Source organism: Acinetobacter sp. 22512 (genome assembly GCF_052044755.1).
GTDB classification, from domain to species: domain Bacteria; phylum Pseudomonadota; class Gammaproteobacteria; order Pseudomonadales; family Moraxellaceae; genus Acinetobacter; species Acinetobacter pittii.
The window spans coordinates 13,533-28,154 of record NZ_JBQENP010000002.1 but is presented as its reverse complement, the minus strand read 5'-3'; the positions used below and the strand labels follow the sequence as shown (position 1 = coordinate 28,154).

Below are 14,622 nucleotides of genomic sequence, written 5' to 3'. Positions count from 1 at the left end.
CAGCAGGAAAATAGAGGAGTCTGTGATGTTTTTTGCAGTCATTACGCTTTTTCCTGAAATGTTTGAAGCGATTACAGCCTACGGCATCAGCGGACGTGCGGCAAAGCGAGATATTGTACAAGTCACTTGTATTAATCCTCGTGATTTTGCTGAGGGAAACTACAGAAGAGTGGATGAACGTCCATTTGGTGGCGGCCCAGGTATGGTGATGATGGCTGAGCCTTTGGCGAAAGCAATTGCACATGCCAAACAGCTTGCCTCACAAGCAGGACATGTTCATGTTCCTGTGGTGTATATGTCCCCACAAGGCAAAACCTTAAATGAACAGGCAGTACAGCAGTTTGTTGATTATGACGGCTTAATTGTACTGTGTGGACGTTATGAAGGAGTCGATGAACGTTTGATCCAGCATTATGTGGATCAAGAATGGTCAATTGGTGATTATGTTCTATCTGGTGGTGAACTGCCCGCTATGGTGTTACTTGACAGTATTATTCGCCGTTTGCCGAATGTAATGTCAGATGAACAATCAGCAGTACAAGATTCTTTTGTTGACGGTCTTTTAGATTGTCCACAATATACAAAGCCTGACCATTTTGAAGGGCTGGATGTGCCAGAGGTATTAAAATCTGGACATCATGGCAATATTGAAAAATGGCGTTTTTTGCAGCGATATCAACGAACTCTAGAGCGTCGACCTGAGTTGGTCGAAAAGGTTGAGTTGACTAAGCAGCAAAAAAAATGGCTAAAAGATACGCAAGTGAATAACGGTAACTCTTAATCGTTATTCTCAAGAACGCAAGTTCTGCAACGAGACGAGAAGCAATGCTTCGAGTTAAAGCATAATTCTATTTATTGAATAGTTTTATGTAAATTTAAAGGCTCTTTATAGACATATTGTCGTAAAGGGAAAGATAAACGGGTTGATATGCGCTTTAGCCTCTATCCCCAGCGGAAATTCAGACCTCTTCTGACTCCGCACATATTGGAGATTCCCACAATGAGTGGTAAACATCCTTTAGTTCAAGCTGTTGAAAATGCACAGTTAAAATCTGATATCCCTGCTTTTGCTCCTGGTGACACTGTCATCGTTCAAGTAAAAGTAAAAGAGGGTGATCGTGAACGTCTTCAAGCATTTGAAGGTGTTGTAATCGCTAAGAAAAACCGTGGTTTGAACTCTGCGTTCACAGTACGTAAAATTTCTAGCGGTGTTGGTGTTGAGCGTGTATTCCAAACTCACTCACCAGTTGTTGCTAAAATCGAAGTGAAACGTCGTGGTGACGTTCGTCGTGCTAAACTTTACTACCTTCGTGACTTGTCTGGTAAAGCTGCACGTATTCGTGAAAAATTACCAGCTCGTAAAGCGTAAGCTTATAGCGAGTAAAAAAATGCGCCTTTTGGCGCATTTTTTGTTTAAAAACTATAGTCCTTGAAGTTTTAAACGGTTTGCATGTTGACGGTAAACCGAGACAGGATCGGAAGCGAAAATAGAACGTATACCAAGTACTTGGTTCACTTCATCTAAATGATTCCAGTTGTAATCATCACGAATTGTTTTACCAAATTTGGCACTGCATCGGGAAACAAGTCCATCATTATCACCAAATGGATCGACTACTAAACTACTGCCTGTAAGCGCAATATCAAATGGATCTAATGGGTTGGTCAGCGCTTTATTCCCCGAGAAAGAATACATATAAATACCTTTCTCTTGGTATGTCCCTTCACCACAAGAAGTAGTTGGTACACCCATAGGGAATTGAGCATTAAATTGAGCTGAACCTTGAGTTGATAGGCTATGAGCACCTGCTAAAGAGTCATGCGGATAGCTTGTTGGGTCTAGGCCTCCTGCCCAAGTAATGGCTGCTGAAAACCAGTTTACTAACGTTGCCAGTCCAGACAGAGGAGTACCCTCAACGTTCAGGATCACATCTGCCATTGGTGATCCCTTATGAGGTGCACCAATTGTAGTGAGTGAGGCAACTTTTTCTGGCATGATACCGGCCACATAGCGAATTGTCGGGCCCCCATGGCTATGACCGATCAAGTTGACTTTAGGCTTGCCGGTAATGGCAATAATCTCTTCTACTTGCTGGGCAAGTTGTTCACCACGCACTTCTGTTGAGTTAAAAGGTGACACTCTGGTTGCCCAGACATTTCCTCCATTACGAGCAAGATCCGGAAGGATTTGATACCAGTAATCGAGACCAAGTGTATCTGTCCCAACTCGGTTAAAACCTGCCATACCGTGGTTAAAAACCAGTGGATATTTGGTTTGTGCATAAGATGAATAGACGAACGAGTTTTTAACTTGTTCAGCATTTGTGGCATAGGCCGCTGAAATACTCAATCCAGAGAGCATTGCAGCGCAAAAAAACGTTAACTTCCTTTTCATTTTTTACTCACTATTTTTATTTTGTATGAAAAGCAGCTTCTTACTGCTAGTGCTTGTTTAGTCAGTCCCTAATAGGAAAGACTTAATAATTAAATGGCAGTTCACCTCCCTGATCATGGACCGTTTCAAAAGTTCGCAATCTTAATTGTTCTTGTGATGAGTTAAATTGTTGTTGGCGTAATTGTTGTATGGCTTGGCTTTTAGCACTATCACTCATGTTACTTTTAATAATTTCATCTCGACCATCGAGATAACTTGTGACCCTTTGTTGCCAAGCATTCCGTTGCGTATCTAAAGTTTCTAGCCTTTGAGTTGCTTCAGCTCCGACGAGTGCTGTACGCATTTGTCTAAGCTCTTCTGCTGAACCATGGCGTGCTTTAATTTGTTTGGTCAGTGCATGTAAGTCATCAAGTTTAGAAAGTTCTTGTAGGTTTTGCTGCCAGTCTTCAGGAAGTTCTTCGAAACGTTCTTTAAGCTTTTGAGCCTTTTCAATTTCGCTTAAAGAAGAGTCCTCAAGTATTTGCATACGATCTAACGTGTAGTTCTGATAGATATCTTCAGTTGAGAAGAGCCCTTCAACTTCAGCGGCCGAAAAGAAACGTTTTCTTAGATCTTGAATTGAATTAAAGATTTTTTGAAAATAATTTTTATCTTGTTGTTTTGACGAGGGCGTTTGGATTTGAGCAAGCTGTTCACGGTATTTTAAGTAGCGGGCCCATAAATCTATAATCTGTGAGCGAGCGGGCTCTAAATATTTTCCCTGAATAAATTGTCCAAAGTGATTTTTAATTTGCTCTAAATCATTTTCTCCATATTGGGTAATAAAATATTCAAAGCAGTCACGTGTTTGACTATTAACGACCAAATGTTGGGAACTATCAATTTTTAACTGACAGTTAACTTCAGTATCTTGCTGACTTTTACTATGGTAAGCATCTGCATTTAGCGTTGAGTTATTTGTGGGTGGAGCTGATGCTAAATTTTGAGCTGTCTTTTCACTGACTTGGGTTGATCTGTTTTTTGAATCAGGACTTAACCAATAGACACATGCAATGAGGCTCAAAATAAAAAAAACGAGCACGCACCACAATACCTTCTTCTGCATCCCTTGCATAAAGATATCTTCCTTAAGTTTTAATTTGTTGTTTTTTTACTCATTCATTAATGTGCCATAAAATAAGTGAAAAGGCACCTAAATATTGTGAAAATATCTTGCCGAATTTGCTAACATGTCGGCACTTTTTTCTAGCTTTGTGTTCCAGTAAAAATGACGACAAAAAATCAAAAAATTTCTCGTCGCCATATCAGTGGTGTATTTCTATTAAATAAACCATTAGGCTTAAGTTCAAATGCGGCTTTGCAAAAAGTGCGTTGGTTATATCGCGCCCAAAAAGCAGGCCATACTGGAGCGTTAGACCCCTTGGCGACAGGTTTGCTCCCGATTTGTTTGGGAGAGGCGACCAAGTTCTCACATTATTTGCTGGACTCAACAAAGCGTTATCAAACCACTGTTCGATTGGGACAGACCACTACAACAGGTGATGTGGAAGGGGAGATTTTACAAGAGCGTCCTATTCCGGTGCTTAGCCAAGAACTTATTGAACAAACCTTAGAGAAATTTAGAGGAGATATTCAACAAGTTCCACCCATGTATTCGGCTTTGAAAAAAGAAGGTAAGCCGTTATATGAGTTGGCGAGAAAAGGTATAGAGATTGAGCGTGAAGCGCGTCCAGTCACGATTTATGCTTTAGAGCTTATTGAGTTTACCGAAAATAGTATCACTCTGGATGTAACCTGCTCTAAAGGTACATACATCCGTGTACTAGGTGAAGATATTGGTGAAGCACTTGGTTGTGGTGGACATTTAACGATGCTAAATCGGACTCAAACAGGACATTTTGAGCTTATACCGAGTTATACCATTGAATATCTGGAAAGTTTAACAGAAGAGCAAAGAGAAGCTTTGCTACTTCCAGTTTATGCACCAGTTGACCATTTCCTAAAAATTCAAGTTCCGGAAGGGCGTGAAAAATATTTTTGCAACGGTTTAGAAAGCAATATTGAGCATTCAGCAGAAGCAGAAGTTTTGGTGTTTTCAGGTGAGCGCTGTTTAGGCTTAGCAGAGATTACCGATAAAAAACGGTTGGTACCTAAGCGTATCTTAAATTTGTAGTAGATGTAGAGTATAGAGCATGGGCATGGAATGGGATGTTATCCTTAGTTTGATCTTTTTTGCGTTTACTGCAGGAGCAATTGATGCTGCTGTAGGCGGCGGTGGACTCATCCAGATTCCCGGGATCATGAGCACTTTTCCTAACATGTCGACTGCTACGGTGATTGGTACCAATAAAGTCTCATCCATTTTTGGTACTGCATCGGCGGCTTATACATTTGCTAAAAAAGTAAAGTTGCAATGGAAGCTTTTAGCCGTTATTGCCATTTGTGCCTTGATTAGTTCTTTTGCTGGCGCTGCATGTTTATCACTTATTCCACAATCCGTATTGCGTCCTTTCGTTTTCGTAATGTTGATTGTGATTGCGATTTATACCCTAGTTAAAAAGAACTTCGGTCAAGTTCATACCGAGCAAAAAATTACCACGAAAATGTTAATTTTAGCTGGTATTGGTAGTTTGGCCATTGGTTTCTACGACGGTATTTTTGGGCCGGGTACTGGCAGTTTCTTTATTTTCTTCTTTATCCGTTTTTTACAAGTTGATTTCTTGCATGCTTCAGCTTTGTCAAAAATTGGTAATTTTATGACTAACTTAGCTGCGCTGAGTTTCCTCATCCCAACTGGTCACGCTATTTTACATATTGGTTTAATGATGGCGGCGGCTAACGTGCTAGGTTCTATTGTTGGGGTGCGTACTGCACTTAAATATGGCAGTGGTTTTGTGCGAATTATCTTTTTAATTTTGGTAAGTATTCTGATTTGCCGTTTGGGCTATCAAATGTTTGTTACGGGTTAAATAAGATTGAAAGTATGAGCTGTCTCAAAAATGCAGTTCATACTTTTGTGTATCATTTACAGTTAAAAATATAAAAATCATTACAGAAATTTACTAGAAAGAAAACTGTGTAAAAAATAGTCTCATTTTAAGCTACTTAAACATTATAAATTTCAACGTATGATAAACCTTGAAATAAAAAAGATTTTTTAGCTAAAAAATGAGGAAGAGAATGAATATTTTCGAAGCATTAAGAGAAAGCCATGAAAATCAACGTAACCTTTCTGAACAACTCATTCAGACACACGGTTTAACCGAAGAACGAAAAGAATTATTTGATGCATTAAAAAATGAACTTTATGCCCATTCAGTTGCCGAAGATCGTTACCTTTATATTCCTTTAATGTTTGATGATGTCGGTTTAGATATTACGAGACATGCTTTATCTGAACATCATGAAATGGATGAGTTGGTCGAACAACTTGAAAAAACCGATATGAGTAGCCCGAGCTGGTTAGCAACCGCCAAACAGTTGAGTGAAAAAGTCCATCATCATTTAAAAGAAGAAGAACATAAGTTTTTTCAACAAGCCGGAAAAATTCTTAAAGACAGCGAAAAGGAGACACTGGGTAATAAATATTTAAAGGAATATAAAAAGTATAAAAAGCAGCAGTAGAGTAAACCTATGCAGCCTTTTTAGTACTTCTTAAAGTAACACCAATAGAGGCCAGCATTACGCAAGCCAAAGCCACCCATTGCAGCATGCTGATTTCTTCGTGAAGCAATAAGAAACCCGTTAATGCTGCCAATGCTGGTGCTAAACTCGTTAGAGTCCCATAAGTTAATTTATTGAGTTGTTTGAGAGCCATTAAATCAAGTGCATATGGAATTGCAGTCGCTAACACCGCAATAAGTAAGGCTTTACCCCAGTACTGTGTCTCAAGTAATGCAGGAGCATTGTGCCAGATTCCAATTGGCAATAAGGCAAGTGCAGATACACCGATCCCAATCGTTAAGGCGTGCATCCCGATATTTTGAGTCACAACTTTATGACCGAAATAGATATAGAAGGCCCAGCAAAGTCCAGCACCTAGTGCACATGCTGCACCTACATACGAGAAATGGTGTTGAATAGGGTTTTGCCAAGGTACCATGAGTGCAATGCCTAACATGGCCAGTGCTACCCAAATGTAGTCGCTCTTTTGTTTAATAGAAAGAAGCGCAAGACCCAATGGACCAATAAACTCTAATCCAACAGCAATACCTTGGGGTAATTTTCCAAGTGAGGTATAAAATAGGATATTCATTAACCCTAAAGATGCGCAGTACATCAATAAATCACGCCATTTTAAATAGGGTAAGCGTGACCAGATTTTCCAAGAGCGAAACATGATCGCGACGATGACTGTTGCAAAGCTCAGCCTTAAAATTGTAACGGTGAGAGGGTCTAATGTTGCAATGAGCTGTTTGGCAAATGAAGCGCTGATTTGATATGAGACCATAGACAAAATCATATACAGCACAGCAATAATTGGAAGATTTTGCATGGAAAATACTCTAGCGCTTCATCTGATGTCTAAAAATAATGGTGGACAATTATAACGAATACTGTGTTTTAGCTGGCAAATTTCATTAAATTAACTTGCTACTTTTTCACGTTCTTGGCGAGCTTTTTGGGTGGTTATGGTACAACCAACAGAAGCGGTAATAATGGTTGCAAGTGCTAGCCATTGGTTCCATAACAGATATTCGCCTAAAAAGATAAAACCAGATAGCGCTGCAACTGCGGGTTCTAGGCTCATCAATGTTCCAAAGCTTAAAGGTGTCAAATTGCGCAGTGCTAACATTTCTAAAGAGAATGGGAGAGCACTGGCTAAAATAGCCAAACCAATAAAATAAAAAAGATAGGGAAGTTCTATAACTTGTGCAATTGAGCCTGAAAAAAAGGTAATGGGTAATAAGATGCATGCACCTACACTCATTCCCAAGCACACCGTATGATTACCTGAAATACCAGAAGGTTTCTGACCGGCAATAATATAAAGCGCCCAACAAGCCCCTGCACTAATAGCAAATAAAACGCCGATCCAATCTAGACTATGGGCCTGATTGAAAGGGAAAAGTAAAATCAGCCCAATAATTGCGAAGCTCACCCAAACAAAATCATATTTTTGGCGTGCGTGGTATAACGCCACACTTAAAGGTCCAATAAATTCAAAAGCAACCGCGATCCCAATCGGTAAGCGTTCGATCGACAGATAAAACAGTGCGTTCATGCCTGCAAGCGCAAATCCATAAGCTAAAATTGCTTTCCATCGAACCTGACTAAAATTAATTCGCCAAATTCTAAAAATAAAGGCAAGAATAATTGCACCTAAACATAGGCGCATTGCTGAAACAGTCAGTACAGGGAAGTTCTGAAACAGAATTTTTGCTAAAGATGCACTGCTTTGTACGCTTAGCATAGCGAGAATGAGAAAGCCCAAAGCATGCAGCTGAGATTTCTGGTTCGAACTGGACATTTTATTATTTGATCGATTGGTATACTTTTCACATGATAATGTAAATGCCCATAAAAAAGCCACAGACATTGCTGTGGCTTTTAAATTTACAGTTCGTATTAGAACAATACGCGCACGCGAATTGTACCTTCAACTTCATGCAACATATCTAAAGCTTCGTGAGAAGCAGAAGCGTCAACGTCCATGACGAGGTAACCGATGTCGCCTTTAGTCATAAGAGACTGACCAGAAATGTTGATGCCTTGTTCAGCAAACAAGTTGTTGATTTTAGACAATACGCCTGGCACGTTTTTGTGGATGTGCAATAAACGGTGTTGGCCAGCTGTCAATGGTAATGCGATTTCTGGGAAGTTCACCGCAGAAAGTGTCATACCTTTATCAGAGTAAGCAACAAATTTCTCTGCAACTTCTAAACCGATGTTTGCTTGCGCTTCCATGGTTGAACCACCAACGTGAGGAGTTAAAATCACGTTGTCTAATCCGCGAAGTGGAGACTGGAATTCTTCACCGTTTGCTTTTGGTTCTTTCGGGAATACGTCAACCGCTGCACCAGCAATATGACCAGATTTGATTGCATCAGCTAAATCTTCAATCACTACACATGTACCACGTGCAGCATTTAAGAAAATCGCGCCTTCTTTCATTTTCGCAAATTGTTCTTTAGTGAAGAAGTTGCGTGTAGATGGAACATCTGGCACATGTAAAGTCACAACATCTGCAGTTGCTAAAAGCTCATCTAAAGAACCAACTTGGCGAGCATTACCCATTGGTAATTTGGTTACTGCATCATAATAAATAACATGCATACCCATACTTTCAGCAAGAACTGAAAGTTGAGAACCGATGGAACCGTAACCCACAATACCTAAAGTTTTGCCACGAGTTTCAAAAGAACCGACAGCGGACTTGTCCCAACCACCACGATGACAAGCCGCCGATTTTTCAGGAACACGGCGAAGAAGAAGAATCGTTTCAGCAAGTACAAGCTCTGCAACCGAACGCGTATTTGAATACGGTGCGTTGAATACAGGAATACCACGTGCCATTGCTGCTTTAAGATCAACTTGGTTTGTTCCGATACAGAAACAACCTACTGCGATCAATTTGTTTGCAGCTTCGAAAACTTCTTCAGTCAATTGGGTACGCGAACGAATACCAATAAAGTGAGCATCTTTAATTGCTTCTTTAAGCGCTTCGCCTTCAAGAGCAGTTTTACGATAGTCAATATTGGTGTAACCCGCAGCGTTTAAAGTATCGACTGCGTTTTGATGAACGCCTTCTAACAAAAGGAAACGGATTTTATCTTTAGGTAGTGAAAGATGTTGGCTCATTACGGCTCCGCTACAAAGGCCAAATTTGGTGGCGGTATAATAACATACTGGGCGGTGCTATAGATATTTCGTTTATACCATCGCCTTATGGCAATTTTATCTATGTCTAATCACTTCTGTTTATGGCTTGTCGAGCATTTTAAAATATGCTTGGTAGGGGGATAAATGTGATTTTTCTCTGAAAGCCCCATAGAAAGCATTTATTTACGTTAAACATGTTTTGTAGTGACAGTATCTCTAATCTGAACTTTATCGCTTGCGCGGATACATGTAGAATATAGGAGTTCCTTGAACATTATGACTTTGCTCAGGTGAGAACCTTGAGAATTATGAGGTCATAGTCCCACCACAGTTTACTTCTTGCTAGGTCTGCAAACGATGAATGCTCCAGTCGCTTTAACACCTGAGTTACTCACCCAATTAACAGCAATCGTCGGTGAAAACCGTATTAAAACTGATGCTGATAGTCTCGAAAACTGGGGTAAAGATCATACCAAGCATTTTAATCCGAACCCATCGGTCATCGTTTTTCCGTCAACGACTGAACAAGTTCAGGCAGTTGTAAAGCTTGCGAACCAGTTTAATGTTGCGATTACACCGTCAGGTGGTCGTACTGGTCTCTCTGCTGGTGCGGTAGCAACCAATGGTGAAATTGTCATTAGCATGGACAAAATGAACCAAATTCTTGAGTTCTTCCCGGCAGACCGTATGGTGCGTGTTCAAGCTGGTGTTGTGACTGAGCAATTGCAGAATTATGCAGAAGAACAAGGCATGTATTATCCGGTGGACTTTGCGTCAGCGGGTTCTAGTCAGATTGGCGGTAATATTGGTACCAATGCTGGTGGTATTAAAGTTATTAAATATGGCATGACACGTAACTGGGTACTTGGTTTAACTGTAGTGACTGGTAAAGGTGACATCCTGCGTTTAAACAAAGGCATGGTTAAAAATGCAACTGGTTATGCATTACAGCATTTGTTTATTGGCGGTGAAGGCACATTAGGTTTAGTGACCGAAGCAGAAATTAAACTTGAGCGTCAACCACAAAACTTACAAGTTTTAGTTTTAGGTGTTCCAGATTTCGATGCAGTAATGCCTGTGTTACATGCTTTCCAAAAAGACATCGACTTAACTGCATTTGAGTTCTTTGGTGAACTTGCAATGCAAAAAGTTTTAGATCATGGACATGTACAACGCCCATTTGAAACTCAATGCCCGTTCTATGTATTACTTGAGTTTGAAGCTCCATATGAGCCGATTCTCGATAAAGCAATGGAAATTTTCGAGCATTGTATGGAGCAGGGTTGGGTACTTGATGGTGTAATGAGCCAGAGCCTTGACCAAGTAGAAAGCTTATGGCGTTTACGCGAAGATATCTCTGAATCAATCGCGCCATTTATTCCATACAAAAACGATATTTCAGTATTAATTACTCACGTACCTGCATTTATTCGTGAAATTGATGCGATTGTTCAAGAAAACTATCCAGACTTTGAAATTTGCTGGTTCGGTCATATCGGTGACGGTAACTTGCACTTAAATATTTTAAAACCTGAAAACTTAACCAAAGATGAGTTCTTTGCGAAGTGTCAGGTGGTAAATAAATATGTGTTTGATACCGTTAAAAAATACGACGGTTCAATCTCTGCTGAACACGGTGTCGGTATGACGAAAAAGCCATATTTGGAATATTCACGTTCGCCTGAAGAAATTGAATATATGAAAGCTTTGAAAAAAGTATTTGACCCGAATGGTTTGATGAACCCAGGTAAATTATTCGATCTTTAAATTAGATCTATTTTGTAGGACTACATAGTTTCTACAGAGTAACCGACAAAGCCATAGCATCATAAAGCTATGGCTTTTGTTTTGGTGATAAAAATGCAACGTTTATTTTTAATTTCAGCGCTTTGTGCTGGGCTTTTCACTGGGTGTGCGACGACCAGTAAATTAATTCCTTTTGTGGGTTCGGAAACTCCGATGCAACAAGTACTTAAAGCCCAGCCTGAGATCGTAAAAGAGCATAACAATACCTCAGTTCAGCAAGTATTTAACCGAGTAGAATCTCCAACAGTTTCCCGTATTACCGTTATCCAAACAGGTTTAATGGATGATTCTGTTTCTGCAATCCGAACAGAATATTCATTTAAGCTAGTTGATGAAAAGTGGCAATTGCAAAATAAGCAAAAGAGCTATCAATGCGCGAGAGGGAAAGGCTCTAGAGGTTTTCAAACCCAGCTTTGCTCTTAAAAATAAAAAAGACGATAAATATATCGTCTTTTTTTATAGTCTAAATTATACGCCGTTTTCTAAAATTTTAATTTTAACGTCAACTACATCATCTTTAACTGCTTCATGATGTGCTTGCATATGATGCGTCGCTAAATGTGCTTCAAGATGGGCAACACTTTGCCATTTTTCTAGCATGACAATCATGTCAGGCTCTTGGGTTTGGAAGCTCGCATTTGATTTGTGATCAACTAAAGGTTCATAACCATGACAACCATCTTCTGCTAAAACAGTTGGAATGATTTTTTGAAAGGCATCCAATACGTTCTGGCGATGCTGTCCACCCGATTTAGTACGAATTTCCGCAATAATGGTTAGCATGGATTTCTCCTTATTAGGCTGCTGCAAATACAGTATTTAAGTGTGCTTTATATTCTTCAACATAACTATCAACGTCAGGCATTTTAATTACGTCATTTACGATAAATGTCGGAAGGGTGCTCATGCCTAAGAACTGATTGGCTTTATGAAATGGTAAATAAACACCATCTACACCTACGCCGTGGAAGAATTGATCTGCATCTTCAAATGCTTCCATTGGAGCATTCCAAGTCAATGACAGCATATATTTTTTGTCATGAATTAGACCACCTGAACCATATTTTTTTGAGGCATCAGAACGGCTACGCCCATCACTTGCATAAAGTGAACCATGACCAGTGGTAAAGACATCATCAATATACTTTTTGACTGTCCAAGGTGCGCCCATCCACCAGCCTGGCATTTGATAAATAACAACATCTGCCCATAAGTATTTTTCAACTTCACTTTCAGCATCATAATTGCTGTCTGCACGGGTGACTTGAACTTCGTGGCCGAGTTCCGTGAGATGTGTGGTTGCTAGGGTGGTTAATGTGTCATTTAATTCACCGTTTGAGTGGGCAAATTGTTTAGCACCATTAATCACTAAAATCTTACTCATGGATGTTGCTCTCATTAAATTCCTGTATTTGACGCATACTCTATGAGATTTACTGTTGTAGAAAAATGCATGAATAGGAAAAATATTGTTGATAAAAAATCAATAATTATTATTGGATTTCTATTTAAAATTAATCTATCTCATTAATATCAATAAGTTTATACTTATTTACAAAGCTCAAAAGGAAAAAGTGGCCTATTATCTTTAGCATTAATTTTGAGTAAATAGAGGGGAAGAGTGATGAAAAAGAATGGTTTGTTGATTATTTTCAGCTTAAGCATATTAACAGCTTGTGCTCCCCCTCAAAATTCTTCTGCTCAACTTGCTGATAGTCCTATACAGGCTGTATTACTCGATCAACCAGATCTTTTAAATGATGCAAGCAATTTAGATATTTCACAGCAAATGAATGCTTCGGATGATCCTTCCAATGCTCAAGTTACTATTTTGCAAACAGAGCCTAGTCCAGATGCGGTGTCGAAAACACGTACTGAATATTTATTAAAACGAGATCAGCAAATCTGGAAAATTGTGAATAAAAAGCAAAGCTATCAATGTACAAAAGGAGAGGAAACTACAGATTTTCAAGTTAATCCTTGCCCATGATGCTTAATTTTTTATCGAATATGTGGATAACTTTGAGTTTGTGCACAAGCATAATTTGCATGCCCTTTTGTGCAAAAAACTGAAATTTAAGCTTCTTGAAATTGCATGATTGCTGATCAATTTAAAAAGTGCTATTGTTGCGCTCGGCAATTGTGCCAATTGGTAAAAATTACCGAATCTCACGTCATATATTTTTTCTCGTTTTAGACACCTTGTGAATACGGTGTTTCACACTCTAAACATGCACTCTCACGGCATATAACAACTTAACTAAAGATTGATTGACCATACATGTCATCGTCATGACTACATCTTATTTTATAGGTAGTCGTACAGACATATGGCCGCTATTTTGAAGTGTACAACTCATGAAAAATATTCAAACGACAACGTTGAACCGTACAACGTTGATGTTTCCTTTGGCCTTAGTGCTATTTGAATTTGCGGTTTATATTGGTAATGACCTGATTCAGCCAGCCATGTTGGCAATTACTGAAGATTTTGGTGTAAGTGCAACTTGGGCACCATCTTCGATGTCATTTTATTTATTAGGTGGCGCATCTGTTGCATGGTTACTTGGTCCTTTGTCGGACCGTCTCGGACGTAAAAAAGTACTATTAGCAGGAGTTTTATTCTTTGCTCTATGCTGTTTTTTAATTTTACTGACGACGCAAATCGAGCAATTTCTAGCTTTAAGATTTTTGCAGGGAATTGGTTTAACTGTAATTTCAGCCGTTGGTTATGCGGCCATTCAAGAAAGTTTTGCTGAACGTGATGCGATTAAAGTCATGGCACTCATGGCAAATATCTCATTACTTGCACCCTTGCTAGGACCTGTACTTGGCGCTTTCTTAATTGATTATGTGTCTTGGCACTGGGGCTTTGTCGCCATCGCTGTATTGGCATTACTCAGTTGGATCGGGTTGAAAAAACAGATGCCAAGCCAGCAAGTCAGTGTAACCAAGCAACCTTTTAGTTATCTTTTTGATGATTTTAAAAAGGTGTTTGCCAACCGCCGGTTTTTAGGTTTAAGCCTCGCATTACCTTTAGTGGGTATGCCTTTAATGCTATGGATTGCTTTATCTCCAATCATTTTAGTAGATGAATTAAAGCTCACCAGTGTGCAATATGGCTTAGCTCAATTCCCCGTATTTTTGGGTTTAATCGTAGGCAACATTGTCTTAATCAAAATTATTGACCGTTTGCCTTTGGGTAAAACCGTCATGATGGGTTTGCCGATTATGCTAACCGGTACACTCATTTTAATATTAGGTGTAGTGTGGCAAACCTATCTCATACCATGTTTGCTTACAGGCATGACACTGATTTGTTTTGGTGAGGGAATTAGCTTTTCAGTCTTATATCGCTTTGCACTCATGTCATCAGAGGTATCAAAAGGAACTGTGGCAGCAGCAGTTTCAATGTTACTGATGATGAGCTTCTTTGCAATGATTGAACTTGTACGTTATCTCTATACACAATTTCATTTATGGGCTTTTGCATTGTCTGCATTTACCTTTATTGTTCTTTGGTTTAGCCAACCGCGAAGTGCTTTGAAGCAGGAAATGCAAGAAAGACTGCAACAAGGCAACAATTAAATAAAAAATAC

Annotated in this window: 16 protein-coding genes; 9 read left to right on the top strand and 7 right to left on the bottom strand. The window is 39.4% G+C overall.

The window, feature by feature from the left end; all coding sequences use genetic code 11:
• Positions 1-25: 25 nt before the first annotated feature.
• Entirely contained in the window at positions 26-781 is a 756-nt protein-coding gene (trmD, locus tag ACTJJG_RS03115) for a tRNA (guanosine(37)-N1)-methyltransferase TrmD (protein WP_002116964.1), read from the top strand.
• A gap of 219 nt (positions 782-1,000) precedes the next feature.
• The gene (gene rplS / locus ACTJJG_RS03110; protein ID WP_002116654.1) at positions 1,001-1,369 is read left to right on the top strand and encodes a 50S ribosomal protein L19; all 369 of its coding nucleotides are present in this window, start codon (positions 1,001-1,003) and stop codon (positions 1,367-1,369) included.
• Between the two features lie 51 nt (positions 1,370-1,420).
• Here the strand turns inward: rplS and ACTJJG_RS03105 are convergent, their stop codons facing one another.
• Both ACTJJG_RS03105 and ACTJJG_RS03100 read right to left on the bottom strand, forming a co-directional pair.
• Entirely contained in the window at positions 1,421-2,362 is a 942-nt protein-coding gene (locus ACTJJG_RS03105) for a lipase family alpha/beta hydrolase (protein WP_080777126.1), read from the bottom strand.
• A gap of 115 nt (positions 2,363-2,477) precedes the next feature.
• Positions 2,478-3,509 (bottom strand): lipase secretion chaperone, encoded by a 1,032-nt coding sequence (locus tag ACTJJG_RS03100; RefSeq protein WP_032063173.1) that lies wholly within the window; start codon positions 3,507-3,509, stop codon positions 2,478-2,480.
• A gap of 153 nt (positions 3,510-3,662) precedes the next feature.
• On the opposite strand from ACTJJG_RS03100, the gene truB reads away from it, so the two are divergent.
• The 3 genes from truB (at position 3,663) to ACTJJG_RS03085 (ending at position 6,019) form a co-directional block, all read left to right on the top strand.
• Positions 3,663-4,568 (top strand): tRNA pseudouridine(55) synthase TruB, encoded by a 906-nt coding sequence (gene truB, locus ACTJJG_RS03095; protein ID WP_002116937.1) that lies wholly within the window; start codon positions 3,663-3,665, stop codon positions 4,566-4,568.
• A gap of 19 nt (positions 4,569-4,587) precedes the next feature.
• Entirely contained in the window at positions 4,588-5,364 is a 777-nt protein-coding gene (locus tag ACTJJG_RS03090) for a sulfite exporter TauE/SafE family protein (RefSeq protein WP_000525218.1), read from the top strand.
• Positions 5,365-5,575: 211 nt separating this feature from the next.
• On the top strand, positions 5,576-6,019 hold the full coding sequence (locus ACTJJG_RS03085) for a hemerythrin domain-containing protein (protein WP_001019905.1): 444 nt from the start codon (positions 5,576-5,578) through the stop codon (positions 6,017-6,019).
• A gap of 7 nt (positions 6,020-6,026) precedes the next feature.
• On the opposite strand, the gene ACTJJG_RS03080 is transcribed toward ACTJJG_RS03085, so the two are convergent.
• The 3 genes from ACTJJG_RS03080 to serA all read right to left on the bottom strand — a co-directional run bounded on the left by ACTJJG_RS03080 (position 6,027) and on the right by serA (position 9,196).
• Positions 6,027-6,890 carry an EamA family transporter gene (locus ACTJJG_RS03080; RefSeq protein WP_014207805.1) on the bottom strand — a complete coding sequence of 288 codons (864 nt, stop codon included), beginning with the start codon at positions 6,888-6,890 and terminating at the stop codon, positions 6,027-6,029.
• 90 nt (positions 6,891-6,980) lie between these two features.
• A complete protein-coding gene (locus ACTJJG_RS03075) occupies positions 6,981-7,865 on the bottom strand; it encodes an EamA family transporter (protein ID WP_005804555.1) in 885 nt (294 codons plus the stop codon).
• 98 nt (positions 7,866-7,963) lie between these two features.
• Positions 7,964-9,196, bottom strand: a complete 1,233-nt coding sequence (gene serA, locus ACTJJG_RS03070) for a phosphoglycerate dehydrogenase (protein WP_004705258.1) — start codon at positions 9,194-9,196, stop codon at positions 7,964-7,966.
• A gap of 378 nt (positions 9,197-9,574) precedes the next feature.
• Between serA and ACTJJG_RS03065 the strand changes: the two genes are divergently transcribed.
• Together ACTJJG_RS03065 and ACTJJG_RS03060 are read left to right on the top strand one after the other, a co-directional pair.
• Positions 9,575-10,984 (top strand): FAD-binding oxidoreductase, encoded by a 1,410-nt coding sequence (locus ACTJJG_RS03065; protein WP_002116692.1) that lies wholly within the window; start codon positions 9,575-9,577, stop codon positions 10,982-10,984.
• Positions 10,985-11,077: 93 nt separating this feature from the next.
• Positions 11,078-11,446: a hypothetical protein gene (locus ACTJJG_RS03060; protein WP_017400479.1), complete on the top strand. Its 369-nt coding sequence runs from the start codon at positions 11,078-11,080 to the stop codon at positions 11,444-11,446.
• Positions 11,447-11,491: 45 nt separating this feature from the next.
• Here the strand turns inward: ACTJJG_RS03060 and ACTJJG_RS03055 are convergent, their stop codons facing one another.
• Together ACTJJG_RS03055 and ACTJJG_RS03050 are read right to left on the bottom strand one after the other, a co-directional pair.
• Positions 11,492-11,806 (bottom strand): putative quinol monooxygenase, encoded by a 315-nt coding sequence (locus ACTJJG_RS03055; RefSeq protein ID WP_032057273.1) that lies wholly within the window; start codon positions 11,804-11,806, stop codon positions 11,492-11,494.
• Between the two features lie 13 nt (positions 11,807-11,819).
• A complete protein-coding gene (locus ACTJJG_RS03050) occupies positions 11,820-12,407 on the bottom strand; it encodes an NAD(P)H-dependent oxidoreductase (protein ID WP_014207799.1) in 588 nt (195 codons plus the stop codon).
• Between the two features lie 237 nt (positions 12,408-12,644).
• Here ACTJJG_RS03050 and ACTJJG_RS03045 point away from each other — a divergent pair, with 237 nt between their 5' ends.
• Positions 12,645-13,013, top strand: a complete 369-nt coding sequence (locus tag ACTJJG_RS03045; protein ID WP_014207798.1) for a hypothetical protein — start codon at positions 12,645-12,647, stop codon at positions 13,011-13,013.
• 368 nt (positions 13,014-13,381) lie between these two features.
• A complete protein-coding gene (locus ACTJJG_RS03040; protein WP_069120184.1) occupies positions 13,382-14,611 on the top strand; it encodes a chloramphenicol efflux MFS transporter CraA in 1,230 nt (409 codons plus the stop codon).
• Positions 14,612-14,622: the final 11 nt, after the last annotated feature.